The sequence below is a fragment of the Henriciella mobilis genome (genome assembly GCF_003576315.1).
Lineage (GTDB): Bacteria > Pseudomonadota > Alphaproteobacteria > Caulobacterales > Hyphomonadaceae > Henriciella > Henriciella mobilis.
In genome coordinates this window covers 150,561-176,430 of the sequence record NZ_QWFZ01000003.1, presented here as the reverse complement: position 1 = coordinate 176,430, position 25,870 = coordinate 150,561, and the positions used below count along the sequence as shown (strand labels likewise).

General features: G+C 62.0%; 23 protein-coding genes. 6 read left to right on the top strand and 17 right to left on the bottom strand.

The window, feature by feature from the left end:
• Positions 1 to 47: 47 nt before the first annotated feature.
• The 3 genes from D1227_RS00850 to D1227_RS00840 form a co-directional block, all read right to left on the bottom strand.
• Entirely contained in the window at positions 48 to 413 is a 366-nt protein-coding gene (locus D1227_RS00850) for a hypothetical protein (protein ID WP_119375324.1), read from the bottom strand.
• A gap of 27 nt (positions 414 to 440) precedes the next feature.
• Positions 441 to 1,391, bottom strand: a complete 951-nt coding sequence (gshB, locus tag D1227_RS00845) for a glutathione synthase (RefSeq protein WP_119375323.1) — start codon at positions 1,389 to 1,391, stop codon at positions 441 to 443.
• A 143-nt stretch (positions 1,392 to 1,534) separates the two neighbouring features.
• The gene (locus tag D1227_RS00840; RefSeq protein ID WP_119375322.1) at positions 1,535 to 2,053 is read right to left on the bottom strand and encodes a fasciclin domain-containing protein; all 519 of its coding nucleotides are present in this window, start codon (positions 2,051 to 2,053) and stop codon (positions 1,535 to 1,537) included.
• 189 nt (positions 2,054 to 2,242) lie between these two features.
• Here D1227_RS00840 and D1227_RS00835 point away from each other — a divergent pair, with 189 nt between their 5' ends.
• Positions 2,243 to 3,115: an META domain-containing protein gene (locus tag D1227_RS00835; RefSeq protein ID WP_158586528.1), complete on the top strand. Its 873-nt coding sequence runs from the start codon at positions 2,243 to 2,245 to the stop codon at positions 3,113 to 3,115.
• A 6-nt stretch (positions 3,116 to 3,121) separates the two neighbouring features.
• On the opposite strand, the gene D1227_RS00830 is transcribed toward D1227_RS00835, so the two are convergent.
• Genes D1227_RS00830 through rsmI form a run of 3 tightly spaced genes read right to left on the bottom strand, consistent with a single transcriptional unit; the run spans position 3,122 to position 5,061 of the window.
• Positions 3,122 to 3,757 carry a BON domain-containing protein gene (locus D1227_RS00830; RefSeq protein WP_119375320.1) on the bottom strand — a complete coding sequence of 212 codons (636 nt, stop codon included), beginning with the start codon at positions 3,755 to 3,757 and terminating at the stop codon, positions 3,122 to 3,124.
• 37 nt (positions 3,758 to 3,794) lie between these two features.
• Complete coding sequence (locus D1227_RS00825) at positions 3,795 to 4,184, bottom strand: YraN family protein (protein ID WP_119375319.1); 390 nt, start codon at positions 4,182 to 4,184, stop codon at positions 3,795 to 3,797.
• Positions 4,177 to 5,061 (bottom strand): 16S rRNA (cytidine(1402)-2'-O)-methyltransferase, encoded by an 885-nt coding sequence (gene rsmI, locus D1227_RS00820; protein WP_233349513.1) that lies wholly within the window; start codon positions 5,059 to 5,061, stop codon positions 4,177 to 4,179. The genes D1227_RS00825 and rsmI overlap by 8 nt, the downstream gene beginning before the upstream one ends.
• A 35-nt stretch (positions 5,062 to 5,096) precedes the next feature.
• Between rsmI and D1227_RS00815 the strand changes: the two genes are divergently transcribed.
• Positions 5,097 to 6,413: a penicillin-binding protein activator gene (locus D1227_RS00815; protein WP_119403457.1), complete on the top strand. Its 1,317-nt coding sequence runs from the start codon at positions 5,097 to 5,099 to the stop codon at positions 6,411 to 6,413.
• Positions 6,414 to 6,416: 3 nt separating this feature from the next.
• Here D1227_RS00815 and D1227_RS00810 read toward each other — a convergent pair whose 3' ends face one another.
• The gene (locus D1227_RS00810; protein ID WP_119403456.1) at positions 6,417 to 6,833 is read right to left on the bottom strand and encodes a YkvA family protein; all 417 of its coding nucleotides are present in this window, start codon (positions 6,831 to 6,833) and stop codon (positions 6,417 to 6,419) included.
• Positions 6,834 to 6,901: 68 nt separating this feature from the next.
• Here D1227_RS00810 and D1227_RS00805 point away from each other — a divergent pair, with 68 nt between their 5' ends.
• Positions 6,902 to 7,681 (top strand): SDR family NAD(P)-dependent oxidoreductase, encoded by a 780-nt coding sequence (locus tag D1227_RS00805; protein ID WP_119375316.1) that lies wholly within the window; start codon positions 6,902 to 6,904, stop codon positions 7,679 to 7,681.
• A 64-nt stretch (positions 7,682 to 7,745) separates the two neighbouring features.
• On the opposite strand, the gene D1227_RS00800 is transcribed toward D1227_RS00805, so the two are convergent.
• From D1227_RS00800 to D1227_RS00790, 3 genes are all read right to left on the bottom strand, one after another.
• Positions 7,746 to 8,291, bottom strand: coding sequence for a DUF4199 domain-containing protein (locus D1227_RS00800; RefSeq protein ID WP_119403455.1), 546 nt, complete (start codon positions 8,289 to 8,291; stop codon positions 7,746 to 7,748).
• A 108-nt stretch (positions 8,292 to 8,399) separates the two neighbouring features.
• Positions 8,400 to 8,858, bottom strand: coding sequence for a helix-turn-helix transcriptional regulator (locus tag D1227_RS20390; protein ID WP_119403454.1), 459 nt, complete (start codon positions 8,856 to 8,858; stop codon positions 8,400 to 8,402).
• 112 nt (positions 8,859 to 8,970) lie between these two features.
• Positions 8,971 to 9,492, bottom strand: a complete 522-nt coding sequence (locus D1227_RS00790) for a CC0125/CC1285 family lipoprotein (protein ID WP_119403453.1) — start codon at positions 9,490 to 9,492, stop codon at positions 8,971 to 8,973.
• A gap of 191 nt (positions 9,493 to 9,683) precedes the next feature.
• On the opposite strand from D1227_RS00790, the gene D1227_RS00785 reads away from it, so the two are divergent.
• Positions 9,684 to 11,210, top strand: coding sequence for a PQQ-dependent sugar dehydrogenase (locus tag D1227_RS00785; protein ID WP_233349515.1), 1,527 nt, complete (start codon positions 9,684 to 9,686; stop codon positions 11,208 to 11,210).
• Positions 11,211 to 11,268: 58 nt separating this feature from the next.
• Here D1227_RS00785 and D1227_RS00780 read toward each other — a convergent pair whose 3' ends face one another.
• The 6 genes from D1227_RS00780 to D1227_RS00755 form a co-directional block, all read right to left on the bottom strand.
• Positions 11,269 to 12,705, bottom strand: coding sequence for an aldehyde dehydrogenase family protein (locus tag D1227_RS00780; protein WP_119375311.1), 1,437 nt, complete (start codon positions 12,703 to 12,705; stop codon positions 11,269 to 11,271).
• A 129-nt stretch (positions 12,706 to 12,834) separates the two neighbouring features.
• Positions 12,835 to 13,866 (bottom strand): phytase, encoded by a 1,032-nt coding sequence (locus tag D1227_RS00775; protein ID WP_119375310.1) that lies wholly within the window; start codon positions 13,864 to 13,866, stop codon positions 12,835 to 12,837.
• 90 nt (positions 13,867 to 13,956) lie between these two features.
• Complete coding sequence (locus D1227_RS00770) at positions 13,957 to 16,827, bottom strand: TonB-dependent receptor (RefSeq protein ID WP_119375309.1); 2,871 nt, start codon at positions 16,825 to 16,827, stop codon at positions 13,957 to 13,959.
• 166 nt (positions 16,828 to 16,993) lie between these two features.
• Positions 16,994 to 18,505 carry a helicase HerA-like domain-containing protein gene (locus D1227_RS00765; RefSeq protein WP_119375308.1) on the bottom strand — a complete coding sequence of 504 codons (1,512 nt, stop codon included), beginning with the start codon at positions 18,503 to 18,505 and terminating at the stop codon, positions 16,994 to 16,996.
• A 75-nt stretch (positions 18,506 to 18,580) separates the two neighbouring features.
• The gene (locus D1227_RS00760; RefSeq protein WP_119403451.1) at positions 18,581 to 19,081 is read right to left on the bottom strand and encodes a hypothetical protein; all 501 of its coding nucleotides are present in this window, start codon (positions 19,079 to 19,081) and stop codon (positions 18,581 to 18,583) included.
• A 4-nt stretch (positions 19,082 to 19,085) separates the two neighbouring features.
• A complete protein-coding gene (locus D1227_RS00755) occupies positions 19,086 to 19,337 on the bottom strand; it encodes a helix-turn-helix transcriptional regulator (RefSeq protein ID WP_119403450.1) in 252 nt (83 codons plus the stop codon).
• 133 nt (positions 19,338 to 19,470) lie between these two features.
• Between D1227_RS00755 and D1227_RS00750 the strand changes: the two genes are divergently transcribed.
• Complete coding sequence (locus tag D1227_RS00750) at positions 19,471 to 19,746, top strand: YrhK family protein (RefSeq protein WP_119403992.1); 276 nt, start codon at positions 19,471 to 19,473, stop codon at positions 19,744 to 19,746.
• Between the two features lie 4 nt (positions 19,747 to 19,750).
• Positions 19,751 to 20,875, top strand: a complete 1,125-nt coding sequence (locus D1227_RS00745; RefSeq protein WP_119403449.1) for an AI-2E family transporter — start codon at positions 19,751 to 19,753, stop codon at positions 20,873 to 20,875.
• A gap of 199 nt (positions 20,876 to 21,074) precedes the next feature.
• On the opposite strand, the gene D1227_RS00740 is transcribed toward D1227_RS00745, so the two are convergent.
• Positions 21,075 to 25,826 (bottom strand): NAD-glutamate dehydrogenase, encoded by a 4,752-nt coding sequence (locus tag D1227_RS00740; protein ID WP_119403448.1) that lies wholly within the window; start codon positions 25,824 to 25,826, stop codon positions 21,075 to 21,077.
• Between the last annotated feature and the right edge of the window lie 44 nt (positions 25,827 to 25,870).

Here is a 25,870-nt window from a genome sequence, read left to right as displayed (position 1 = left end):
GAACAAATAAAGAACAAAATCGGATTTTCGCGAATCCGCGGCGCGCCCTAGTCGAGGCGGATGATATCGTCTTCCGGATCTTCCTCAGGCTGAGGGTCAACCACGCCAGGCGTCTGGATTTCCTGGATGCCGCTCAGCGCATCTTCGCGCACAGCCCCTTCCGGAAGCCGCAGACCGCCACTGTCCATGCCCGCATCCGCTGATTCCGGAATGCGCAGGTTGAACTCGCCGGAAGCACCGCTGCTCGCCGGCTGCGTGTCGTTTGTGGGAAAACGAAGGTTGAATTGACCCTGCTGCGGCTGAGCGCTTTCGCTCGTTTCAGCCGGCTGTTCATTCTCCGCGGGCGCCTTTTCAGAGCACGCAACGCCGGCAAGCGAAACGGCCAGGATGGCAGCTAGAACGGTGGCTCTCATATTCATCCTCCCACAGTGGCTTTCCTGTCAGGACTTGGCAACCATCTGTTGCACCACATCGAAGAAGATGGCCGCTGCATCGATTCCTGTAAAGCGCTTCAGTTCCTGAATGCCGGTGGGGGAGGTCACGTTCACCTCTGTCAGCTTGTCGCCGATCACGTCGATGCCGACGAAAAGCTGGCCGCGGCGTTTCAGTTCCGGCCCGATCCTGTCGCAGATGTGGCGGTCTGCATCCGTCAGCTCGACCGGCTCAGCCGTGCCGCCCACATGCAGGTTGGAGCGGGTTTCGCCCTGTTTCGGCCGCCGGTTGATGGCGCCGACCGGTTCGCCATTGACCAGGATGATGCGCTTGTCGCCATTGGACACCGCTGGCAGGAAGGCCTGCGCGATGAGCGGCTCGCGCGTGCGCTCAAGGAACATTTCCATCAGTGAGCTGAAATTGCTGTCGTCTTCCTTCATCCGGAACACGCCAGCCCCGCCATTGCCGTAGAGCGGCTTGATAATGATGTCCTTGTGACGCGCGCGAAAATCGATGATCGCGCCGAGATCGCGAGAGATCAGTGTATCGGGAATGATATCCGGGAAGATGAGGGGAAAGAGCTTTTCCGGCCCCGAGCGGACAAATTCCGGATCGTTCAGCACCAGCGTCTCGCCTTTCAGCAGCTCCAGCACATGGCAGGCCGTGATGTAGGCCATGTCAAAAGGCGGATCCTGACGCATCAGGACGACGTCGACATCGTCGGCAAGGTCGAGAATGGTTTCGCTGCCAAGGATGCCGGGCTGATCCTTCACACGCTGGACCTCGGCTGGCCGGGCCCGGGCGACCACGCGCCCGGTGTCGAAGCTCAGATGCTCTGGCTGGTAGACCCAGAGCTTGTGCCCGCGCGCCTGCGCGCACTCGGCAAGCGCAAAAGTGGTGTCGGCGTTGATGTCGACGGATTCCAGCGGATCCATCTGGATGGCAATGCGCAGGCTCATACTGTCTCCCGGTTCGTCACTGCCGGGCTATATGTGATGAATTGGCGCGCTTGATAAGACATCAGAGGGCTTTCCTTGTCCTGTGCCCATGAAAAAACCCCCGGCCGCGGGGCCGGGGGTTGGGATCATGCAAGCGCGAAAGCCTATTGCGGCAGGATCACGCTGTCGATGACGTGGATGACGCCATTCGAGGTGTAGATGTCGGCTTTCACGACATCCGCGCCGCCAGCGGTGACACCGTCAGCGCTCTTGGTGACTTCGATCGTGTCGCCCGCAAGCGTTTCGACTTCTGTCGTGCCGTCAGCGATGTCTTTCGACTTGATCTTGCCGGAGACAACGTGGAGCTTCAGGATGGCTTGCAGCTGACCGACATTCTCTTCCATCAGCAGTGTGTCGAGCGTGCCTTCTGGCAGGGCATCGAAAGCCGCGTTCGTCGGCGCGAAGACAGTATAGGGGCCTTCCGCCTTGAGGGCGTCGATCAGGCCTGCAGCCTTCACGGCAGCGACGAGCGTGGAGAAGTCCTCGTTCGACGCAGCGGTGTCGACGATGTCTTTCTTTTCATGCTTGTCGTGGCTTTCCATATGGTGGTCAGCATGGGCAGCCATGCCCGCGCCGCCAATGAAAAGGGCCGTTGCAGCAACAGAAGCAAAAAGGGTTTTCATGAGGGAGTCCTTTCTTGTGGTTGATGCCCTCATTACGAAGCCCGAATTCGGCTGGATTATTAAAAATTGTAAATGAAACAAGGCTCTATAAATATGCATAGATTGCTGCCTGTACTTGCGTTTACGATGCAGACCGACCGCTGGATCAATGGCCCGTTACATTTGTCAGATTGCTGGAAGGGACCCGACATGAGGAGAGCCACCGTCTTCTTCACCGCTTGCCTGCTGGCGGCGGCGTGCGTCACCCGGCCAGCTGAGGAAACAACCGTTCCTACAGAACCGGCCGACACGGCGGAGAGTGACACGGACACCGGGGCAGATGTTGAAGACGCTGTCGCGTCGGTTGCCAGCACAACGGCGCCGGATCTCGAGCCCATGCAGGTGACCGGATCACTCACCTATCGCCAGAGAGTGGCCCTGCCCGCCGACGCCGTGGTGAGCCTGTCGCTGTGGGAGCATGGTCTGGCGCTTTACGTACCAGAACCCTTCCATTCGGAGACCATCGCGCTCAACGGCCGTCAGGTTCCGGTTCCATTCGAGATCAACATCGACAAATGGAAGGAAACCCGCGGCACGATGGTCCGGCTGGAAGCGCGTATTGCGGATGCGGCTGGAACGCTCCTCTGGACGAACAATGACGGTACGGCCTTCACCAAGGAAGCCGGTCTTGTCGATCTCGGGTCGGTCAGGCTGAGCCCGGAGCCGGAAGCCGTCGTCACCATGCCGCAGCTGGCGGGCCGGGAATGGATGGTCGCCCGCATCGATGGCGAGCCGCTTCTCCAGACGACCCGCGCGACGGTGCGGTTTGGCGAGGATGGCCGGATCAGCGGCAATGCCTCGTGCAATGCCTTTACCGGGAGTTTCAAGCTGAATGCCGGCATACTCACCATTGCCCCGCTCGCAACCACGCGGAAGGCCTGCGTGCCGCAGCTCATGGAGCAGGAGCAGGCGATCATCTCGGTGCTGCAGACCGTATCCTATGTCGAGATCGACGAGACAGGCCTGCTGACCCTGCAGAATGAGGAAGGCACGCTGATCACGGCCCGGCAGGGCGCGTCCTGATCGCGGTCAGTTGGTCGCCGGTCCGCCGGCAAGCTCACCATTGTTGGCCGTGTTCGACGACGGGCGGGTGCGCTCCGGGCTGATGCGAACATAGGAGACGACGCGTTTGACGCCGGTGACGACGCTCGCGCGTTCGGCGGCTTCGGTAAGTTCCTCCTGGGATCGGGCAATGCCCATCAGATAGACGACACCATTATAGGTCTCGATATTGTAGTTGATGCTTTTCACCGTCTTGGATGCCATGAGCGAGGCTCGCACGCGGGCGGTCACCAGTTCGTCCGCGGCATTGGCGAGAAAGCCGCCCGCCGGTTCGATATTGATCTCGTTGGCAACGTCCTGCGTGCGCGGCGCACTCCAGGCGATATCCTCGGCGCGTACGCGTTGTTCAGGCGTATTCACCCGCCCGGAAAGCAGGACGAGACCCTGGGCAACCTCGACATCGACTTCGCCAAAGCCTTCTTCGCTGAGCAGCCTTGTCTTGATGTCATTGGACAGGGTCGAATCGTCGAGCGCCTGGCCCATGGAGCGGTCCTGCGCTGCTGAAACGCCGACGGCACCGGCGGCGCCGGCAACGACGGCCACACAGCCTGAAGACAGGATTGGCGCACACATGGCGAGCGAGAGAAGGGCAAGTCTGGACATGGCTAATACGTGTAAACCTTGTTCTGTTCCCAAGCCATTAAAACCGCGTTGAGGCAAAATCTGGGCGCCATCTGTCACGCAGGTGCAACGGTATTTTCAAGGGCAGGATGACCACCAGGTCGAAACGCCAGTCGAGCTGGGCGAGCTTCGGGCGGGCCGCCATCCAGCTTTCCGCCGCGCGGCTGATCCGCCGCCAGCTGGACGGTGTGACGGCTGTTTCGCCCTCCAGCCTCGTCTTGCGCGCCTTGACCTCGACAAAGGCCACCAGATTGCCGCGCCGGGCGATGAGGTCCACCTCGCCAACGGGCAGGCGTACCCGGCGGGCCAGAATGCGATAGCCCTTCAGCTGCAGCCAGAGCGCGGCGATCGCCTCCGATCGCCGTCCGCGCGATTCTGCAGCGACACGACGGGCCCGCTGGTCAGCCATCTGATTTCAGCGCCAGCGCCCGCTGGTAGGCGTCGCGCTTCGATATGCTGAAAGCGGCGGCAACGGCATTGGCCGCTTCCTTGACCGGGCTGTCTGCAAGGGCTTTGCGCAGGGCGGCGTCTATGTCGGCGGGGCTGGCGTCTTCTTCTGCTGGCGGGCCGGCAAGAATTACGATCTCGCCCTTGGGCGGACCGGCCTTCCTGTAGTGGGCCGCGAGATCGCCAAGCGTGCCGCGCCGGGTTTCCTCGAACAGCTTCGTCAGTTCGCGAGCCACTGCGGCGGGGCGGACAGCCCCCAAAATGTCTGCCATGTCCTCAAGGCAGCCCGCCAGCCTTGAGCCGCCCTCATAAAAGATCAGCGTGGCGGGCACCGGTTTCAGGGCTTCGAGCTCGCGTTTGCGCTGACCGGACTTCGCCGGGAGGAAGCCGCAGAACATGAACCGGTCACTCGGCAGGCCGGAGGTGACGAGACCGGCCAGCATAGCCGAGGCACCAGGAATGGGCACGATGCGGATGCCGGCTTCGGCAGCTTCATGCGCAAGCTTCCAGCCCGGATCCGACACCAGCGGCGTGCCGGCATCGGAGACAAGGGCGATACGCGCCCCCGCCTGCAGCTGCTTCAGGATACCGGGGCGCCGGTCTGCCCCATTATGGTCATGGTAGGCACTCAGTTTTGCGCGAATGCCATGCGCATCTAGAAGCTTGCGGGCGACCCGTGTGTCTTCGGCCAGCACTTCATCGGCCGACGATAGCGTGTCGAGCGCGCGAAGCGTGATATCGCGCAGATTGCCGATGGGCGTTGAGACAATGTAGAGACCCGGTTCGAGTTGCGGTTTGGTGTGTTGCTTGCCCCCCGCAGCAGCACTAGTCTCGGGCACCGAACGGCTCTCTGCCGGAATGGAAGGATCACTGGATGACATCTCGGGCACAATCGCGCTTTGGACGGCTCGCGCCAAGCCTTGTTTTCGCGGCATTCCTTGCCATGGCCGGATGTGCCACCGGTCCTGCCTCTCCGCCAGCGCCAATCTCCAGCGGCAAGCCGCGCGTCGATCCCGGCAAGAGCGGCCAGCAGGCCGGTCTCGAGGAGCCGACCAGCCTGCATGCCAACGGCATGGAAATCGACGCGAACGGCATGCCCGTGCCCATGGCCGGTGAGTTCACGCCGGAATTCCTCGAAGGCAAGGACCTGGTGCGCGCGGGCGTACTGTTGCCTTTCTCGCATCCAAATTCAGGTGTGCGCGCCGAAGCCGAGGGCATGCTGGCGGGCATCGAGATGGCCCTGTTCGACCATGCCCCCGATTCCTTTGTCATCCTGCCGAAGGATACAGCCGGCTCGCGCAGCAAGACTGTTGAAGTGGCCGAACAGGCCAGGGCAGAAGGCGCCGAGTTTTTCCTTGGCCCGCTTTTTGGCAGTTCAGTGGCCGCGCTCAATGAAGACCGATTTCTTGCGGGCATGCCGATCATCGGCTTTTCGAACGACCGGGATGTCGCGGGCGGCAATACATTCCTCGCTTCCATTAGTCCGGAGGAAGAGGTCGCGGCCCTGGTCGAATATGCCGTGAACAACGGTTTCCGCCAGTTTGCCTATTTCGGCCCGCAAAGTGCGCTTGGCATGCGGATCGAGACGGCGCTGCAATTCGAGGCCAGCCAGCAGGGCGGGATTGTTGTCGCCTCGGGCTTCTATCCCGACGGCAGCGGTTCGCCGACCAGCGAAGCGGAATACCTCGCCACCTCGATCAACAACGCCTCTGAATTCGGCGGCCCCGTTGCCGTTCTCATCCCCGAGCGCGGCACGCAGCTCCGCAAGGTCGCCCCGCTGCTCGCCTATTACGACATGAACCGTGAGACCAAGCTGATGGGCTTGTCGGGCTGGAACGATCCGAGTGTCTGGCGTGAGCCGTCGCTGAAGGACGCCTGGTTCGTCGCCCCGCCCAAGACCGATCTCGATGCGTTCGAGACGCGTTACCGCCGCATCTACGGGCGTGCCCCCACCAGCCTAGCCGCACAGGCCTATGACGCCGCTGCGCTTGCGATTTCCCTGTCGGCAGATGGGGAACTCGAACGCGAAGAGCTGATGGCGGAAGATGGTTTTGTCGGGCTGAACGGCCTGTTCCGCTTCGTCGCCGACGGCACGGCCGAGCGCAAGCTGTCGATCTACCAGATTTCACCGACTGAAGGCGCCAGGCTGATCAAACCGGGTGAGATGGCTTTCCAGCCGGATATCGGCTGATCCTCAGGCCGCTTCGCTTTCATCGTCCTGCACCGGATCGGGCAGGCCAAGCAGGCGGCGCGCCTGCACGCGGTGACGGTCGCGGATCTGGGTGCCCACGATGCTGAGCGCTGTCGCCAGCACCGTGGCATCGTCTGTAAAGCCAAGGCCGGCGACAACGTCCGGCACCATGTCTGCCGGCATCACGAAATAGCCGAGCGCAGCAAACAGGACAGCCTTCGCCTTGCGCGGGGTGGCCGGGTCGATGGCGGCATACCACGCGGCCGCCAGATCGTCGGCAAATGGAATACGCCCGGCAACGCGTAACAGCTTTGGAATCAGCCTGCGCTTGGTGCGCTTGCGCGACGGACCGATGTCCAGCGGCAGGTAGCGCGGCTGCGTCTCGCCATTCTCGATGACTATTTCCGTTGGGTTACGCATTGGCGGGCCTTTCCTTACCCGATAGATCGCTTGCCATCATACGATTGTTCCAAGGGAGATCCAACAGGATGAAACTCAGCTCAGATATCAGTGCCGTCATCACCGGCGGTGCATCCGGTCTTGGCGCTGCGACGGCCCGCCGCCTCGCCGCCGATGGCGTCAAGGTCGCGCTGTTCGACCTCAACGAAGAAAAAGGCGAAGCGCTGGCGAAAGAGCTGGGCGGCGTTTTCTGCAAGGTCAACGTGACGGACGAAGCCTCCGTCGATGCAGGCTTCGAGAAGTCGCGCGCGGCCATCGGCCAGGAACGCATTCTCGTCAACTGCGCCGGCACCGGCAACGCCATCAAGACCGCGTCGCGCAACAAGGAAACGGGCGAAATCACCCACTTCCCGCTCGACAAGTTCGACCTGATTATCCAGATCAACCTGGTCGGCACCTTCCGCTGCATCGCGAAGTCCGCGGCCGGCATGATGACGCTCGATCCGATCGACGGGGAGCGCGGTGCGATCGTCAACACGGCCTCGGTTGCCGCTGAAGACGGCCAGATCGGCCAGGCTGCCTATTCCGCCTCGAAGGGCGGCGTCGTCGGCATGACGCTTCCGATCGCGCGCGACCTGTCGCGGGAGCTGATCCGCGTCAACACGATCCTGCCGGGCATTTTCAACACGCCGCTGCTGCAGGGCGCTCCGGAGAATGTGAAGCAGGCGCTTGGTGCCCAGGTGCCGAACCCGGCCCGCCTCGGCAATCCGGAGGAATATGCCTCTCTCGCCCGCGAGATGATCACCAATGCCTACTTCAATGGTGAGGATGTCCGCCTCGACGGCGCGATCCGCATGGCGCCGCGCTAAGCGATCGACAAACAGGTGAAAGCCCGCTCCCTGACCGGAGCGGGCTTTTTCTTTGGACCGGGTCTCACACGGTCGGCCGATGCGGCAGGAAGCGGCTGTTTCTCAGCAGCAGCGCCGAGACCAGCGACACTATGGCGCCGACAGGCAGCAGTTCGGTCATCGTGATCGGAATGCGGTAGGCCGGATTGCGGTACATGTCCGCGAAGCCCTGCATCTTTTCCTCATAGGCGGCGAGCTCCTCGCCGGTCATGCCTTTCTCGCGTGCCGCCTCGATGGCGCCCTCGGTGTAGGTCCCGGCAAAATCGAGTCCGGTCGTCGCGAGCGTGAGTTCCCAGCCGAGTGCGTAAATGAGCGAAGCGACGGCGCTGATTGCGATTCCCATCCCGAAAGCCGGAAGGAATTTGATGACGCCGCCCTGCGAGATGTCCCGCTGTCGCTTGACGGCAAAGAAGATGAGGCTCAGCGCGAGCAGCATCGATGCGTAGCCGTAGATATGGCCGCCCTCATGACCCTCGGCCATCGAGTCGCGCGCCATGTAGATGGCGACGAAGAGAAAGCCCCCTGTGATCAGGCCTGCCGCGAGACCCGTGATCAGTATCCGTTTCAGCATGTCTTGACCCCTTGTTCGTTGAAGAGGGGGCGAACAGGACAGGCTTTTGTCCGGCAGCCTATCGCCCGAAAGGGTGATTTTCGTGAAATCACCCGTTTTCCTGGCAGCCTATCGCACAAGACCGAGATCCCGCGCCTTCTGGACGGCCTGTGTGCGCCGGCCGGCCTCCAGCTTCTCGTAAAGGCGCGCAACATGCGTCTTCACAGTGTTCGGCGATACGCCAAGCTCGCGCGCAATCTCCTTGTTGCTCAGGCCTTGTGCGAGCAGGACGAGAACATCCCTTTCCCGGTCGCTGATGCCGAGCGCCGCCTGCGCTTTCGGATTGCCGTCGGCTGGCGGGTCCGGCGGGCCTGGATTGCGAAACAGCTGGGCGCCAACCCAGACGCCGACGCCAAGGAACAGGGCGGCGAGGAGCGCGATGCGGATCTCGTCGGAATGTGTGCGCGCATATTGCTGGTATTCGATCCATTGCAGGATGAGTACGCCTGCCGCCAGCAACCCGCCATAGAGCAGGATGGCAGGCCAGGATACAGGCAGGCCCCGCCGCGCGCTCCGCCGCCGTTTCATGGCGCCGCCGCTGCTGGTTCTTTGCGTTCGTTTGCCCGTACGGCCATCATGAAAAAGCCTCCCCACCGGTCTGGTCAGGGAGGCTATCACTTTTGGGATTGAGGATGGAAGTCTAGCCGGTTTCGGGACGCTGGATGCGGCCGGACAGGTTCATCAGCACATCCTCGGCGTCGAAGAACTCTGGATCATCCGGCTTGGGGCCCTTGCCCATGATGATCTCGGCGGTCGCTTCGAAGCGCGTGACTTCGCGATAGTCGGTCGGCCGGTCCCAGGGATCATAGAAACCCCGGCCCCAATACGGGCCGTAATACCGATATGATGTATAGAAGTGCGGATACCGCCCGCCGACCGGCACGAAGCTGGAATCGGCATCGGTGTCGCGGCGGACAACGCGGAAATGGTCATACCCGTTTTGCGAGGTCAGCTCGGCTGCGCGGTACAGCAGGTAAGTTTCCACGGTCTGGCGGTCCGTCAGGCTGTTGCCGGCAAAGCTTACCAGCCACCGATTGGTTTCCACCTGCTGGTCGCTATAGCCGCGATCCGACGTGTTGGCCGCCTGATAGGGCGTCGCCGTCGCACAGGCACCCAGTGCCGCCAGGGCGGCGAGCGCAGGAATGAGATAGGTGTTCTTCATGGGACGCTCACTAAAGTGACTAGTGACAATTATATGGGGTGAAGCTGAACGTCAGACAACGATTCCCGCAGTGGTTTGTACGGCAGCGGGCCGCCCGGCCGCTTGCTGCGCGCGCATTAAATTTGCGTAAGCGGGAACGTTGAAGGCGTGAGGGGCCTATGTCTGGAGGGTAATAGCAATCGGAGACGGACATGAACGGTTCACGACTCCTGGCCCTCATGGGAGCGATCCCGCTTCTTGCCGCCTGCGGTGGAGGCGGTGGCAGTGATGGCGGCGGCGCGAACCGCGCTCCGGTTTTCAGTTCCCCGGCGCAAGTCACGATCGATGAAGGCGCCACGGGCGAAATCTATACTGTGTCTGTCAGCGACCCGGATGGCGACCCGGTCGAGGTGACTGTGTCCGCCCAGAACGATGCGGATATTTTCTATTATGAAGACAATTTCCGGAAGATTGTGCTGAACAGCCCGCTCGATTTCGAGATCCCCGCCGACGCCAACGCCGACAATGTCTATGAGGTGAGGTTCACCGCGCGCGATACGGCCAGCGGCCTCGAAACGCAGTTTGACCTCAGGATTACCGTCTCCGACGTGCCGGAAGATGGCGCGCTCACGCAGATCGGGTCCGGCTTCAGCCAGCCGCTTTTCGTGGCTCCCATACCAGGCACGCAGCTGCTCGCAGTCGTGGAAAAGGGCGGTGTAATCCGTGTTCTCGACCCGTCGGCCGGAACTGTCGACAGCGTGCCCATGCTGGACGTTTCCGGCGACATCGCCACCGATGGCGAACGTGGCCTGCTGGGCCTGGCCTTCTCGCCGGATTTCGCGAATGACCGGCAGGTCTATGTGAACCTGACGAACAGTTCGGGCGCGACGGAAATCCGCCGCTATCAGATGTTCGCCGGCTCGGACACGCAGGCCGACCCCGCCACCGCCGACCTGATCTTCACGACACCGCAGCCGGCGTCCAACCACAATGCGGGCTGGATCGGCTTTTCCAATGACGGCCTGTTGTACATACCGCTCGGCGATGGCGGCGGCGCGGGCGATCCGGACGGAAATGCCCAGGATGTGAACGAGGTCCTCGGAAAGGTTCTGCGGGTTGATGTGTCCGGCGACGACTTTCCTGCAGATGATGCACGTGATTATGCGATCCCGGCTGGCAATCCCTTCGCGTCCGGGGGCGGGCGGCCGGAAATCTTCGCGACCGGCCTTCGCAACCCGTACCGGTGCAGCGTGGATCCGGTCACAGGTGACCTGTTTATTGGCGATGTCGGCCAGGGCGCCATTGAGGAAATCGACCGGCTCGCGCCGGATGCAGCAGGGACCAATTTCGGCTGGAACCTCCAGGAAGGCACACAGAGCTATGCCGGCGGGGCCGACAGCGTGGACTTTACCGACCCGGTTGCGGAGTATGGCCACGGCTCCGGGCCGTTGCAGGGCAACTCGGTCACGGGCGGCTATGTTTATCGCGGCGCGGTGGCCGCCGTGCAGGATCACTACGTCTTTGGTGACTTTGTCAGCGGCAATTACTGGTCCGTCCCGGTTGCAGACCTGCAGACGGGCTCGACCGTGCCGTCTTCGCAATTCCAGAGGCTGAACGATCTCTTTCCGGCCGATACGGGCACAGTGTCTAACATTTCAAGCTTCGGTCTCGACGCGGACGGCAACCTGCTCATCGTCGATTATGGCGGCAGCCTCTACCGCCTCGATCCGATGCTGTAAAAAAAGCCCGCAGCGCAATGGCTGCGGGCTTTTCCATGGTTATCGCTCAGCTGACTGATCAGGCCGGCGAGTGACCGAGCACGGCTTTCACTTCAAGGAATTCCTCAAAGCCGTAGTCGCCCCATTCGCGGCCGATGCCGGACTGCTTGTAGCCGCCGAAGGCGCCGTTCGCGAAGTCCGGGCCGGCACCATTGAGGTGGACGTTGCCTGCGCGGATCTGGTTGGCGACCTTGCGGGCATGGTCGAGATCGGAGGACTGCACGTAGCCCGACAGGCCATAGACCGTGTCATTGGCGATGCGGATCGCGTCTTCCTCGGTGTCATAAGGCAGGATGCAGAGCACGGGGCCGAAGATTTCCTCGCGCGCAATCGTCATGTCATTGGTGACGTTTGCGAACACGGTCGGCTTGGCAAAGTAGCCCTTGTTGAAGCCTTCGGGACGGCCGAGACCACCGGTGACCAGGGTCGCGCCTTCGTCGATGCCCTTCTGGATCAGGTCCTGGACCTTGTTCCACTGATTGGCGTTCGAGATCGGACCCATGGCGCCTTTCGGGGCGTCGGCGCCGGCGCCGATCTTGACCTGCTCGGCCGTGGCCTTGGCAATCGCCATGGCCTCGTCCTGCTTGTCGCGCTGGACGAGCATGCGGGACGGCGCATTACAGGACTGGCCGGTATTGGTCATCATCTGCATCACGCCGCCGGCAACCGCCTGGTTGAGGTCGGCGTCCGGCAGGACGATGTTCGGCGACTTGCCGCCCAGCTCGAGTGCGACACGCTTCACGGTCGGTGCCGCGGCCTGCTGGACGAGAACGCCCGCGCGGGTCGATCCGGTGAAGCTCATCATGTCGACGCCGGGGTGTTGCGACAGATAGGCGCCAACGCCTGGGCCATCGCCATTGACGAGGTTGAACACGCCCGGCGGCACACCGGCCTCGTGGAAGATTTCAGCCACGATCATCGCATCCAGCGGAGCGATCTCGGATGGCTTCAGCACCATGGTGCAGCCTGTCGCAATCGCCGGGGCGACCTTGCAGGCGATCTGGTTCTGCGGCCAGTTCCACGGCGTGATGAAGCCGCAGACGCCAATTGGTTCCTTGCGGATCAGGGTCGAGCCGCGCTGCTCCTCGAATTCGTATTCGCGCAGGATCTTGGCGGCCGTCATGTAGTGACCCATGCCGGCAGGGACCTGAGCGGCATTGGCGAGCCACATCGGCGCACCCATTTCGTCGGAGATGGCTTTCGCCATGTCGCCGGCGCGGGCCTGGATTCCGGCGGCGATCTTTTCCAGCAGTTCTGCGCGGAACTCGACAGAAGTCTGCGAGAAGGACGGGAAGGCGTCCTGCGCAGCTTTGACCGCCTTGTCGACATCGGCCTTGGAGCCGAGCGAAATGCGCGCGAACGGTTCTTCCGTCGCCGGGTTCTCGACGTCCAGCGTGCGTGGCTCGACCGGGTCGACCCACTCGCCATTGATATAGAATTTCAGATAGTCCTGCATGTCGATCCTCCGGTAGGTCTTAGTTTTTGCTGTCCAGTATCTAAGCGGCACAGACGGCAATTGAAAGCCATGTCGCCCCGTCACCTCGCGTGAAATTGAGGTAACAGGGCTCGCGGGTGAAAGACGGGCCTATTCCGCCAGGTCCAGGGCGGCCTCGATAGCGGCCCAGTCGACCACCTTGAAGTTCTGGTCAACCTCGGTGACCGGATTGGCATCGTCCTGCACGATCAGCACGCCGCGCGGAAAGCCGGGCAGGGCGGCCGACGAGGCGTCGAGGCCATCGGTATGGCTGACGGCATCGACACTGCCATCTGTGCTTGCTGCGATGCTGAAAACGCCGCGCGGGGCATGCGGGACGGCGCGGTCATAGACGACATAGCGGTCGGCGGCCTGGGCCGAGGCGACGAGATAGCCTGCACCGTCCGGGCCAGCCCAGAGCGACAGGCCTTCGACGTCTGCGACAAGACCATTGGCCGCAGCAATCGTGTCGACAATCTCAGGCGCGCTTTCACTATCCGCGAGGTCCAGTTTCCAGATGCCGTGCTCTTCCTCGCCGATGAAGATCGTTCCGGCCTCATCGTCGACGACGCAGCCTTCCAGCTGAAGCTGGCCGTACTGGCCAACCTGGACTTCGCGTTGCAGGCTGAAGCCGGCATTGTCGGCGACCCATACCTGGATGGAACCGTCCTTGTAGGTCGGGATGATATACATGGCGCCACCGACGAGGCCCATGCAGATGCCATACGGCTCTTCCTTGCCGGTCGGGAAATCACCTTCATGGGTCACGGCCAGACTGTCAGCATCGATGGTGAAGAGGCTGATTGCATTGAACTCGTCATTCGAGGCGGCGGCGAGGTCCTGACGGACATCGACATTGTTGACGCGGCCGACATCGAGGAACTGCACTTCCTGGCCGGAGAGGTCGTAGACGTGAAGACCTTCATCCTTGTTGGTGCCGAGGATCAGGCTTTTCGAGGCATCCGCGGGGTGGACCCAGAGCGCCGGGTCATCGGCGCGGTCGCCGCGGCCGGTCATTGGATCGGTCTCGAAGGCGGCCGGGACCGGTGTGGCGGCAATGCCGTCATCGACCCAGACGTTGTCGGTTTCGCAAGCGGTCAGGGCGAGCGCCGCGCTGGCGAGCATCAGGAGGCGGAAGGTCATGTGGGTATCCTGCTTGGTCGTATTCGTTATGCGGCGGGCCGGAAACGCCAAGAGCGCCCCGGCCCGCCTTTGTCAGCCTTATGCCAACGATTAGTAGGTCAGGCGAGCGCCGAAGACGACGGTCGTGCCGAACTCGTCATATTGCGACAGGCGCCGCTCGCTGCCGAAATAGTAGTATTCCGGCTCGTCGGTGAGGTTCTTGCCTTCCAGGTAAAGCTGGATGTTGTCGTTGACCCTGTATTTGGCCGACGCTTCGACCAGCAACCGGTCATCGGTGTAACGGTCGAGATCCTCTTCCGTCAGCTCGTCGATATAGTCGCCGCGATAGTTGGCCGAGACACGAAGGTCCCACGGGCCCTTGTCATAGCCAATGGCGAGGTTCCAGACCGTATCGGACTGCTTCAGGAACGGAACGTCGCGGCCGTCGGGAAGCGTGCTTTCGCTGTCGGTCAGGGTCAGGTTGGCCGAAACCAGGAAGCCGTCGAGCATCGGGTTCAGGTCCGCAAGGCTCTGAACATAGTTGAACTCGATGCCATACAGGTCGCTGGAGCCGACATTGATGAAGCTGGTCACTTCCTCGACATCGGCAAGCTGGTCGGCCGTCAGATAGCTGAGGTCTACCGGTACGGTGGGCAGGAATTCGCTGAGCGCAACGAGGTCGCCGTTTACGTCTTCTTCCCGCTCGAAAGTCGCCTCGTAGATGGCGTTCTCGATCGTCTTGTAGAACACGCCGACAGACAGCACGGACAGTTCCGTCGGATAGTATTCCAGGCTGAGGTCGAAATTGTCGGCTTCATAGGGATCGAGGTTCGGGTTGCCGAGTTCGAGTTCGTCGCGGTCGTCATTGAACACGGTGAACGGTGCCATCTCGCCGAAGGACGGGCGGACGACGGCGGCATAATAGGCGCCGCGCGCGATCAGCTTGTCGTTGAAGGCGTATTTGGCGTTAATCGACGGCAGCCAGTGGGTGTAGTCATTGGAGACATTCCGCTTCTGCAGATTGGCGGGATCGTCCTCTTCGGCGAAGATGTTGCCGGTCAGGTCGGTCTGGGTGTCTTCCATGCGCACGCCAGCGATCAGCGTCAGATTGCCAAGGTCGAACGTCCCCATGGCGTAGGCCGCCAGGATCTGCTCGTCGATGGTGAAGTCTTCCGCCAGGCTGTCGAAATTGGTGTCATCCTCGTTTAGTTCGAAGTCCGGACCCGCGCCATTGCGGAGCGCTGCGGTCAGGTTCGGGTCAGGCCAGGCCGGCATCGGGTTGGGCAGGCGCCAGCCGGAGATGAAGCTCGCGCCGACGTATGGCGACAGGCCAAGGTCGATATCGGCGGTCTCATGGAAGATGACATTGGCGTCGCGGGTCTTTTCGCGGTCGCGCAGTTTGACACCGGCCTGCCAGGTCACCGGCGTATCGCCGATCAGGCTGTCACGTGAGACGTCGAAGCGGGCCGAGATCTCGGTGTCTTCGTTCAGCGTCTTCTCTTCCTCGAAGGCGTCCATGATGTAGTTGGACGGATCGTAGATCAGGTCGAGAATGTCGCCGGAGAGTTTCGGCGTTTCCGGGGTCGAGAAATCGAACAGCAGGTTGGGATCGGTCAGGCCGGCGTCGGCGGCTGCGTCCTGGACATCCTCGAACCGGAAAGCGACGTCGTGATTGTCGCTGTCGTCTTCCTTGGCGTAGGCATAGGCGACTTCATAGTCGAAGCTCCACAGGTCCCAGTCGGTCTTGCCGCCGAGGGCATAGGTCTGGATCTGGCGGACTTCGCGGCGCTGGCGCACCTCGGCATCGATTTCATTGATCGGAACCGACTGGGTGGTCGAGCTCAGGGCTGAGCCGTCCGCGACGGCGCCATCGTCTTCGATATCGTCGAGATCCTTGAACTCGAACTTGTTGCGAACCTCGTCATCCTCGTAATTGTTGTAGAGGGTGCGCAGGTAGAGCTCGGTATTGTCTGTGACGCGCCAGTCGAAATTGGCGATAAAGCCGAGGCGCTCGCGGGTCAGGTCGTACCAGCGCTGTTCGTAGTCATCGTTCAGGAATGCCGAGCCATCATCCATGAAACCCCATTCGCCGGTTTCATTGTTGTGCGCTTCGACGGCGAGGTCCTGATAGTTCACCGACAGGGCTACGCCGAGCTTGTCGTTGAAGACGTCGGAATAGGTGAGGGTGCCCTTTGGCGAGACTTCCTCGGAGATCTCATTGTAGGCGCCTTCCAGCTTGGCGCGGATGAAGCGGCCGTCGCGGTCGAAGGCGGAGATGGTCTTCAGGTCGATGACGCCGCCGAGGCTGTCGGCATCGACATTCGGGGTCAGCGATTTCTGCACCGTGATGCCGTCCAGCAGATCAGACGGGACGCCATCGAGCAGGACGCCGCGGCGATCTTCAGGTGAGGGCGTGCGCACGCCGTTGATGGAAGCGGCGATCAGGTCGGTATTGATGCCGCGGATCGAGACATAGCGGCCTTCGCCCTGGTCGTTTTCGATCGACAGGCCGGGCACGCGGGCAAGCGAATCGGCGACCGTCGTGTCCGGGAAGTTGCCGAGGCCGTCTGAGTCGATGACATCGATAATGGCGTCAGAAGCCCGCTTCTGGTTGATGGCGCCGGCCTGCGCGGCCTTGGAGCCGACGACGAGGACGTTGTCGAGATAGCGGACATTGCTGCCGACGAGGAAGTCGACATCGATGTCGCCGTCGACCGTCACGTCCTGGGTGACCGTCGGCGCACCGATATAGGAAACTGAAACCGTGTATTCGCCGGCCGGAATGTTTGCGAAGCGGTAGTCGCCATAGCGGCCCGTGGTCGTGGACCGGTCGAGGCCCTCGATCCGCACGATGGCGCCCTCGAGCGGGGCTTCGCCGGACGCATCGGTGACGGTGCCCTGGACGATCTCCGCGGCTGCGATCTGGGCCAGGCCAGCGCTGATAAGGCCGGTTGTGATCAGTTTTCTATAGCGAAATTTCATGGAATTCACCCCTCATTAAGATCGAGAGGCGGCTATCAGCCTTGCGTAACGGTTCGGCGTCAGTTTGGTGTCAGCCAGGTAACGCTTTTTCTGAATTTTTGTGACGAGGCTTTTGCGTCACAGCATGGCTTCAGCTTCAAGTTATGCGCTGGCGCACATATCATCCTTAGCGGCGTTTCAGGCCGCCAAGGATGCCGCGCAGAACATACCGGGTAATGTCGCGGGCCAGCGTCCGCGTGGCCGTCTTGACGGCGGCCTCGGTCGGCGTCTGGCGCCTCGAGCGAGAGGATTTCGAGCGCGCCTTCTTCTTTTCCAGCGCCTTTTTCGCTTTTTCCTCTTCCTTGGCGAGGCGTTCGGCTTCTTCGGCCGCGGCCTCTTCCTTGGCGATCAGGATCTCATAGGCCGACTCCCGGTCGACCGCCTCGTCATAGCGGGCCGCCACGGGGCTTCGCGACATGATCTCCTTGCGCTCGGCAGGCGTGATCGGGCCGAGCCGCGAGGAAGGCGGGCGGATCAGCGTGCGCTGGACCACGCTCGGCGCGGCTTTCTCGTCCAGCGTCGAGACGAGCGCCTCGCCCGTGCCGAGCTGGGTGATGACCTCCTCGGTGTCGAAGGCCGGATTGGGCCGGAAACTCTCCGATGCGGCCTTCACGCCCTTGCGCTCGGTTGGGGTATAGGCGCGCAGCGCATGCTGGATGCGGTTGCCGAGCTGGGCGAGGACGCTGTCGGGCAGGTCGCGGGGGTTCTGTGTGACGAAGAATACGCCGACGCCCTTGGAGCGGATCAGGCGCACGACCTGCTCGATCTTGGAGAGCAGGGCCTTCGGGGCGTCCTTGAAGAGGAGGTGCGCCTCATCGAAGAAGAAGACCAGCTTCGGCTTGTCCGGGTCGCCCACTTCCGGCAGCCGCTCGAACAGTTCCGACAGCAGCCAGAGCAGGAAGGTCGAGTAGAGCTTCGGGGAATTGATCAGCTTGGTCGCGTCCATGATGTTGACCACGCCGCGCCCGTCGAGGCTGCAGCGCATCAGGTCCATCAGGTCGAGCGCCGGCTCGCCGAAGAACTGTTCAGCGCCGTCCCTTTCAAGCCCCAGCAGGCTGCGCTGGATGGCGCTGAGCGAGGCCGTCGCCACATTGCCATAGCGCAGAGAGACGTCGTCGCGGACCTCTTTCTGGCCAAGGTGAATGAGCAGTTTCTGCAGGTCCTTGAGGTCGAGCAGGAGAAGGCCTTCATCATCGGCATACTCGAAAGCGACGTTGAGCACGCCTTCCTGCGTGTCCGTCAGGTCCATCAGGCGGGCGAGCAGCGTCGGCCCCATTTCGGAGATCGTCGCTCGGACCGGATGGCCTTTCTCGCCGAACACGTCCCAGAAGACGGTTGGGACATCGTGATAGGAATAGTCCTCGAACCCGATCTTGCCAGCGCGCGACATGAAGGCGTCGTGAAGCTTGAAGCTTTCCGTCCCGCTCATGCAGAGGCCCGACAGGTCGCCCTTTACATCGGCGCAGAAGACCGGGACGCCTTCATTCGAGAAACCCTCGGCCAGGATCTGCAGCGTCACCGTCTTGCCGGTACCGGTTGCGCCGGCGATGATGCCGTGGCGGTTGGCGCGGTTGAGCAGCAGGCGCTGTGGCTCGTTCTGCTCTGCTCCGCCGCCGCCAATATAGATTGCCTCGCCCATCCGTGCGCTCCCTGACCAGTCTGGCTGTAGAAGCTAGACGTAATCGCACGGACGGGCAAAGCCCTGAATGCCGGATTATTCCTCCTCTTGCGCAGGCGCGCCGACAAACCAGGCAATCCAGGCCGTCGGCAGGAGGACGGTGTAGAGAAAGCCGCCCCAGAAAATCGCATTCCAGTGGTCGAAATTGCTGGGCGTCCAGAGCCACGGGAGTTTCTCCTGCGCATCGGAGGCGATACCGAAATACATCACGAAGATCAGTGTCAGCGCTGAGAAGCCCTGATAGGCGGCGGTATAGGCCCGCCGGCGCAGGTCCATCTCGAACTCGTCCAGGTTCTGCTTTTCATCGCCAACGATGCGCTGGAAATAGCTTGGCACGACAAGGGCCACGCAGAATAGCGCCAGCAGGATGAGCGCGAAGCCGGCTATGTCGGCAATGACGGCCTCGGGGGCGTTGAGCCGGATAATGCAGCCAGCCGGATAGGCCAGTAGCGGGACTGTCGTAAGTGCCCGCAGGCGTCCAGTCTGGATGGGATGTCCGCCAGAGGCGGGCTGACTCGATGATCGGTAGTACAACATGGGTTCAGCCTCCTTGCTGAAGTTTCACCAATTGCGCCGAAAGGGGTGGGAAGGGTTGCCGCGAGAAGACCATTTCCACGGGCAGCTCAAAGTGCTCAGCCAGCTTCAGGGCCAGTTCGAGGCTCGGATTATATTCCCCGCGCTCGAGATAGCCGATCGTCTGGTAGTTCACGCCGACAGCGTCCGCCAACGCCTTGCGCGACTCGTTACGCTCTGCCCTGAGCATGCTGATGCGGTTATAGATCTTATCGCTCATGATGCGTTTATATAGTCAAATATTGTACATGTACAACAAAATTATGTGTGAAGGTGATTTTGTGAGTCTGGAATGGAGCCACATCGGTGGGCTCGGCATTGCTTGGGCAGGCAGGACCAGCAAGGAGATCAAGATGAGCCAGCAGCCCCGCTCATGGATGAAATTCTCAACCCGGAAGCATGGCGTGCTCTACGCTCGTTACCAGGCCATCTATGATGGCGTTGACGCGCTCGCAGCCATTGCTTTCATTGTCGGCTCGGCGTTATTTTTCAGCGAAAGCACCAAGACGATGGCGACCTGGCTGTTCCTGATGGGGTCGGTCTTCTTCGCGGTGCGTCCGCTCGTTCACCTGGTCCGGGATTTCCACCTCGCCAGGCTGCCCGAACAGGCGGAGGCTGAGGAGGGGTAACAGCATGTCGGTACGGTCGGGCGTTGTCGGGATCTGGATTATCGCGACCGGTGTTCTCATTGGCGTTCTTTATCTTGGCCGTTCGATCCTCGCGCCGTTCGCGCTGGCGGTCTTCCTGTTCCTCATCATGGAAGGCTTTGCCCGCATCATTGTCGAGCAGGTCAAATTCGTCGGCCGGAAGGTCGCCCGCGCCATCTCGATCCTTTCCGTTCTTGTAGGGTTCGGTCTTTTTGTCGGCCTGCTTGCCCAGGGCATCGCCCAGTTTGGCGGGCAGGCCAGCGAGTATGAGCAGAAGATCAATAATTTGATCGCGGACGTCTATGGCCTGCTGCAAATGGACAGTGCGCCGACGCTGACGCAGATCATCTTCAATGAGTCCGGCCAGCGTTTCTTTGCCACCATCGCCAACGCAACCGGCGACCTCTCGGGAGACCTTGTCGTCATCCTGATCTACGTCGCCTTCCTGTTCCTGGCGCAGTCCGCCTGGGGCCCGAAGCTGGACCGGTTGTTCCCGGTCCCCGAGCAGCGCGACCAGGTGCGCGAAATCGGCGCAGCGGCGCGCCGTGGCATTGAGACCTATCTGTGGACGCAGACGGTCATCTCGGCGCTGATCACCTTCCTGACCTATTTCACGCTGATTGCCCTAGGCGTGCAGAACGCACTCTTCCTGTCGGCGCTGATCTTCGTGCTCAACTATATCCCGACGGTCGGCTCGATCGTGGCCGCTTTTGTGCCGACCCTGTTCGCACTGGTTCAGCCGGAGCTGCCGGCCTGGCTGCCGGCGGGCGGCGAAAATGCCAGCTATATCTTTGCGGCAATCGTATTCCTGGGGGTCAGTTTCTGGCAATTTGCCATCGGAAATTTCGTCCAGCCGCGAATTATGGGCGAGACGCTCAACCTGTCCGCCCTGGTTGTTCTTTTGTCGCTCGCCATATGGGGCGCGATCTGGGGCATTCCGGGCATGTTCCTTTCCGCACCGCTGACTGTGTTGATGATGATACTGTTTGCGCAATCTGCGTCGACGCGCTGGATCGCGGTCCTATTGTCAGCGGACGGGAATCCCGGTGGGGTCATTTCGAAACCAGCCAATGACGATCTGGTCATTACTGCAGAAACCGCTGACACATAGCCTTGGCACAAAGCGCTTGGCAGCACATATAGGGAGTTCTTTGGCGTGGAATCGCGTCAAATGCGAATCAGGCCTCCGCGTGCGTCCCCCCACCCAGCCTGCGGATTGGCCTGTAGGGCCCGTCAGACACGTCCCCGTCTGACGGGTCCGTCCCGCTCTCCTGACATAGCAATATTGCAGATACGTAACGTTGATGCGTTTAACTAGCGGTTTCCGCCATGAAACTGCGAACAGCATCGGCTGCGAGCGTAAATTGTGCAAAGGATGCACGCGTTGTGGACAGCATGTTGAGCTGTTGCATCAATTCCTTGCGGTCTTCCTCACGCTCGGCGAGCCACTTGTCCGGGTCGCCTGAGGCCAGCGCCTTGGCGGCGGCATCTGCCTGCTGCTGGCGGACATCCTCGATGAGACGGCGCGTCGCCAGGCGCTCCCAGTAACTGGTCGCTTCCATGTTGCGGCTTGCATCATGGCGCAAGCGGTCCAGTCTCAGCGCCTCACCAATCTTGAGATAGGGGCCGAGCGCATCGGCTGGCGCCTTGTCGCTCCGGGCAGCCAGCGTCTGCAGGTCGATCCCGATGGGCAGCAAGGGCATCAGCGCGGCCCGGTCGGCCAGTTGCGCGCCGATGCCGGCCTGGTCGAGCCGGTTGTCGCGCTTGAGCAGCTGGGTCGCCTCGAATCCCGAGAGCTTGTCGGCAAGATGCTTGTCGAGCGCCTCGAACGCGCCGCCGAAACGGTCCACGGCATCGCCGATCGTCAGCCCCGCAGCATGCCGCAGCATGGCCGCGGCGGTCTCCATGACCGCGTCGGCGCCAATCTGCTGCAATTCTGTCTGGATGCCGGCAGACACCTTGTTGTCGAGCGCGTGGATGGATGCGCGGAAGCCGGCCTGGTCGAGCAGGTGCCGGGCCGATTCAAAGGCGCGGCAGATGTCGGGATTGCTGGCATTGGTCCGTTCGATAAGGCGCAGCAGCAGAAGCGGCCCGCCTGCATCGATCAGCCGGTTGGCAAGAACCGTCGCTATGATTTCCCGCTTCAGGCGGTGGCCCTGCATTGCCTCTTCATACTGTTTCAGGGCGTCGGGGAAGTAGGCCTCCAGCGTGTCGGTGAACCAGGGATCGTCTGGCACTTCGGATTCGACGAGGTCGTCGAACAGGGTGATCTTCGACCAGGCCATCAGGACAGCGAGTTCCGGACGGGTCAGCCATTGCCGGTTCTCGGCCCGCTCATGCATTTCGGACGTGTGCGGCAGCCCCTCGACGTCGCGGTCGAGGACGCCGCGGGATTCCAGGTAGCACATCAGCCTTTCATTGGCCTCGTGGTCGCGCGCCGCCGTCGAGCTGGCGAGCGTCAGTGCCCCGGTCTGGCTGTAATTATGGGCCAGGACGTGATCGGCCACGTCATCGGTCATCGAGGCCAGCAGCGAATTGCGCTCGCCATGGGCCAGATTGCCGAGCCGGATCGCTTCGGAGCAGAGGATCTTGATGTTGACCTCATGGTCGGAGCTGTCGACCCCGGCAGAGTTGTCGATGGCATCGGAGTTGAGGCGGCCGCCATTCAGTGCAAATTCAATCCGCCCGGCCTGCGTCAGGCCGAGATTGGCCCCTTCGCCGATCACCTTCGCCTTGAGGTCGCGGCCATTGACGCGGATGGCATCGTTTGCCCGGTCGCCAGCGTCCGCATGCGTTTCGCTCACTGACTTCACATAGGTGCCGATGCCGCCGAACCAGAGCAGTTCGCATTCGGCTTTCAGCAGGGCGTGGATGACCTCGTCCGGTGTCGCCTCATCGCGGCTCAGCCCGGTCAGGGACTTGATCTCGTCCGTCAGCGCGATGGATTTTGCCGAGCGCTCGAACACGCCGCCGCCCTTCGAAATCAGGGACGTGTCATAGTCGCTCCAGGATGAGCGCTGCATGTCGAAAAGGCGCTTGCGCTCCTCCCACAGGCGTTCGGGATCGTCCGGATTGGGATCGATGAAGATGTGCATGTGGTTGAAGGCGGCGACGAGCCGGATCTGCTTCGACAGCAGCATGCCGTTGCCGAAGACGTCGCCCGACATGTCGCCGCAGCCCATGACGGTGAACGGCTCGGACTGGATGTCCTTGCCCATTTCGCGGAAGTGGCGCTTGACCGCTTCCCATGCGCCGCGAGCGGTGATGCCCATCTTCTTGTGGTCATAACCGGCCGACCCGCCCGATGCGAACGCATCGCCGAGCCAGAAGCCGTGTTCGATGCTGATCTCGTTGGCGATGTCCGAGAAGGTCGCCGTGCCCTTGTCGGCGGCGACAACGAGGTAAGGGTCATCGCCGTCCCAGACGACCGTGTTTTCCGGCGGCTCAACAGCGCCTTCGACGAGGTTGTCGGTGAGATCCAGCAGCGAGTTGATAAAGGTCTTGTAGGCTGAGACGCCGGCGTCGCGGATCTCCTCGCGCGATGCGCCGGAGGGGATCTTCTTGGGAAAGAAACCGCCCTTGGAGCCGACGGGGACAATGACGGCATTCTTGACCTGCTGCGCCTTCACAAGGCCAAGCACTTCGGTGCGGAAATCGTCGCGCCGGTCCGACCAGCGAAGCCCGCCGCGCGCGACGGCGCCGAAGCGGCAATGCACACCCTCGACTTCCGGGCAGGACATGAAGATTTCGCGGAACGGCTTGGGCGCTGGGAGGTCGTCGATCTCCTGGCTGGCGATCTTGAAGCTGATGAAGGGATAAGGCGTACCATCTGGCTGGCGCTGCCAGAAATTCGTCCGCTGGATCGCCATGATGAGGTGCGCCAGCCGGCGGATGACGCGGTCCTCGTCGAGCGAGGAGACCTCATTCAGGCGCGTTTCGATCTGGCTGAGCTTGTCCGCGGATTTGGCCTTGCGGTCTTCAAGGCTGCCCTCGAAAGACGGGTCGAAGCGGATGGTGAACAGGTCGAGCAGCGCCATGGTCAGCTTCGGGTGGCGCTTCAGCGCTTCGATCTGCGTGCTGCGCGCCGGGTCGAGGCCGGTCTGGTGGCGATAGGCGCACAGGGCACGGAACAGGGCGGCCTCGCGCCAGGAGGTGCGGGCCGAGAATACGAGCCCGTTGAAGCGGTCATTCTCCGCAAGGCCCTGCCAGATGGCCACGAAAGCCTGCTCGAAGCGCTCGGCAATATCGTCGAGATCAACGGCGCCGCCATCGGCGGCCCTGGTTTTCAGGGAATGGACCCAATAGGTATCCGGCGCGTCTTCAACCGGCCGTCTCGATGGCTCGACCGGATAGCCGGTCTCGAAGCTGACGAACAGGCCGAGATTTTCCAGCACAGGCACGCAATCGGACAGGGCGATGGAGCCGCTGCGCGAATAGATCTTCGCGCGGATCACATTCTCATCATCCTTGTCGAGACGAAGCGCGCGCAACCGCATCGGGCGTGTTTCCGACAGCGAGCTGAAGGCCTCGACATCGGCAAGCGCTTCCTTCGGATCAAAGGCTTCTCGGTAGGCGGCATTGAAGCCGCCCCGGAAGGTGCTGAACCGTTCGAACTCGTCCTGCGGGAGCCCGGCTTCCATCAGCGCGCCGCGGAATGCATCATCCCAGGTGCGTGCAATCTCGGTGACTTCGCTTTCCAGCTGGTCGAGATCGGGTGAGACCGAACCGTCCAGCAGTTCGATCATCAGGTGAAGCCGCGCCAGCGGCGAGGCATCGAAGCGCGGCTGGAAGGAGATCAGCTCGCCGTTGAACGCCTTGGTCATGTGCTCGCTGAGGCGCAGGCGAACCGAGGTGTCATAGGCTTCGCGCGGCACGAAGATAACGACGGACACGAACCGGTTGAACCGGTCGCGGCGCACGAACATCCGCGTGCGCGGGCGGCCAACAAGGTGCAGGGCGCCCCGCATCAGCGGGAGCAGCGTCTCCGCATCGGCCTGGAGCAGCTCATCGCGCGGCCAGGTTTCCAGTATGTTGGACAGAGCCTTGTAGTTGTGGCTGCCTTCGACCGCGCCAGTCGCGTCGAGTACGCGCGCAACGCGCCGGCGCACCAGCGGAATGTGCCGGGCGCTCTCATTGTAGGCTTCGGCCGTGTAGAGCCCGAGAAACCGTGTCTCGCCGACAACGCGGCCTTCTTCATCAATATGCTTGATGCCGACATAGTCGCAGAGCGAGCGCCGGTGGATGCGGCTCTGCAGGGTCGATTTGGCGACGATGAGGGGTGTGGGTTCGGCGAGGAATGAGCTGATTTCCGGTGTCAGCATCAGCGGTTCGGCACCGCGATTGAGAACGTTACGGTCCTCGTCGCGCAGGACGCCAAGATTGGAGCCCTCCACCATGATCGGTTCTTCCGGGAGGACCCGGCCGTCTTCGCCCGTTTCGAACCGGTAGTCGCGCACGCCCAGGAAGACGAAATGGTCGTCTTGCAGCCAGTTGAGGAAAGCCACCGCTTCGCGGCGCATATCCTCATCGCAGTCATTGGCCTTTTCGACGCGCGAAATCGCGTCGTTCATCCGTTCCTGCATGGCGGTGAAGTCGTCCACGGCCATGGCGACATCGTTCAGGGTCGCATCAGCCTCGTCCTTGAGCATCCGGCACTCATGCGAGCTGAGCGCCGGGATGTGGACCTGGATGATCGACAGCCTTACGCCGCGATCTGTCTCCAGGATCGGGTGGAAGAGGGCCTGCACCTCAAAGCCGAATTCGGCGCAGAGGCCCAGCAGGGAATCGACCAGGAAAGGCTTGTCCAGGCTGACCGCTTCAAGCACGCAGCTGCCCAGCGGCTCACCGCCTTCCCCTTTGGCGTCGCGAACGCGCACGCGGGAATCGGGTCCGGAAAAGTCCTTCGCCAGTTCGCCGGCCGCATCGGCCAGCGCGTCGATGTCGCCATCGGAGAATGAGGACAGGTTCTCGGTGTCAGCTTCGGCGTGAAAGCTCTTGCGGATGTCTTCAGGGCGCAGCTTTCCTGCGGGCTCTGGCGTGGCGCTCGCAGCTTGGTCGGGCATTGGGGGTTCCTGGGCTCTCTCGACAAGGGCGTTCTAGCCGGTGG

Coding starts and splice junctions, on each gene's coding strand:
- D1227_RS00765 (WP_119375308.1), bottom strand. CDS start 18,505: ATGGGCGAGGCAATCTATATTGGCGGCGGCGGAGCAGAGCAGAACGAG.
- D1227_RS00805 (WP_119375316.1), top strand. CDS start 6,902: ATGAAACTCAGCTCAGATATCAGTGCCGTCATCACCGGCGGTGCATCC.
- D1227_RS00760 (WP_119403451.1), bottom strand. CDS start 19,081: ATGTTGTACTACCGATCATCGAGTCAGCCCGCCTCTGGCGGACATCCC.
- D1227_RS00775 (WP_119375310.1), bottom strand. CDS start 13,866: ATGACCTTCCGCCTCCTGATGCTCGCCAGCGCGGCGCTCGCCCTGACC.
- gshB (WP_119375323.1), bottom strand. CDS start 1,391: ATGAGCCTGCGCATTGCCATCCAGATGGATCCGCTGGAATCCGTCGAC.
- D1227_RS00850 (WP_119375324.1), bottom strand. CDS start 413: ATGAGAGCCACCGTTCTAGCTGCCATCCTGGCCGTTTCGCTTGCCGGC.
- D1227_RS00810 (WP_119403456.1), bottom strand. CDS start 6,833: ATGCGTAACCCAACGGAAATAGTCATCGAGAATGGCGAGACGCAGCCG.
- D1227_RS00840 (WP_119375322.1), bottom strand. CDS start 2,053: ATGAAAACCCTTTTTGCTTCTGTTGCTGCAACGGCCCTTTTCATTGGC.
- D1227_RS00830 (WP_119375320.1), bottom strand. CDS start 3,757: ATGTCCAGACTTGCCCTTCTCTCGCTCGCCATGTGTGCGCCAATCCTG.
- D1227_RS00835 (WP_158586528.1), top strand. CDS start 2,243: ATGAGGAGAGCCACCGTCTTCTTCACCGCTTGCCTGCTGGCGGCGGCG.
- D1227_RS00755 (WP_119403450.1), bottom strand. CDS start 19,337: ATGAGCGATAAGATCTATAACCGCATCAGCATGCTCAGGGCAGAGCGT.
- D1227_RS00790 (WP_119403453.1), bottom strand. CDS start 9,492: ATGAAGAACACCTATCTCATTCCTGCGCTCGCCGCCCTGGCGGCACTG.
- D1227_RS00825 (WP_119375319.1), bottom strand. CDS start 4,184: ATGGCTGACCAGCGGGCCCGTCGTGTCGCTGCAGAATCGCGCGGACGG.
- D1227_RS00785 (WP_233349515.1), top strand. CDS start 9,684: ATGAACGGTTCACGACTCCTGGCCCTCATGGGAGCGATCCCGCTTCTT.
- D1227_RS00740 (WP_119403448.1), bottom strand. CDS start 25,826: ATGCCCGACCAAGCTGCGAGCGCCACGCCAGAGCCCGCAGGAAAGCTG.
- D1227_RS00780 (WP_119375311.1), bottom strand. CDS start 12,705: ATGCAGGACTATCTGAAATTCTATATCAATGGCGAGTGGGTCGACCCG.
- D1227_RS00815 (WP_119403457.1), top strand. CDS start 5,097: ATGACATCTCGGGCACAATCGCGCTTTGGACGGCTCGCGCCAAGCCTT.
- D1227_RS00745 (WP_119403449.1), top strand. CDS start 19,751: ATGTCGGTACGGTCGGGCGTTGTCGGGATCTGGATTATCGCGACCGGT.
- D1227_RS20390 (WP_119403454.1), bottom strand. CDS start 8,858: ATGAAACGGCGGCGGAGCGCGCGGCGGGGCCTGCCTGTATCCTGGCCT.
- D1227_RS00770 (WP_119375309.1), bottom strand. CDS start 16,827: ATGAAATTTCGCTATAGAAAACTGATCACAACCGGCCTTATCAGCGCT.
- D1227_RS00750 (WP_119403992.1), top strand. CDS start 19,471: ATGAGCCAGCAGCCCCGCTCATGGATGAAATTCTCAACCCGGAAGCAT.
- D1227_RS00800 (WP_119403455.1), bottom strand. CDS start 8,291: ATGCTGAAACGGATACTGATCACGGGTCTCGCGGCAGGCCTGATCACA.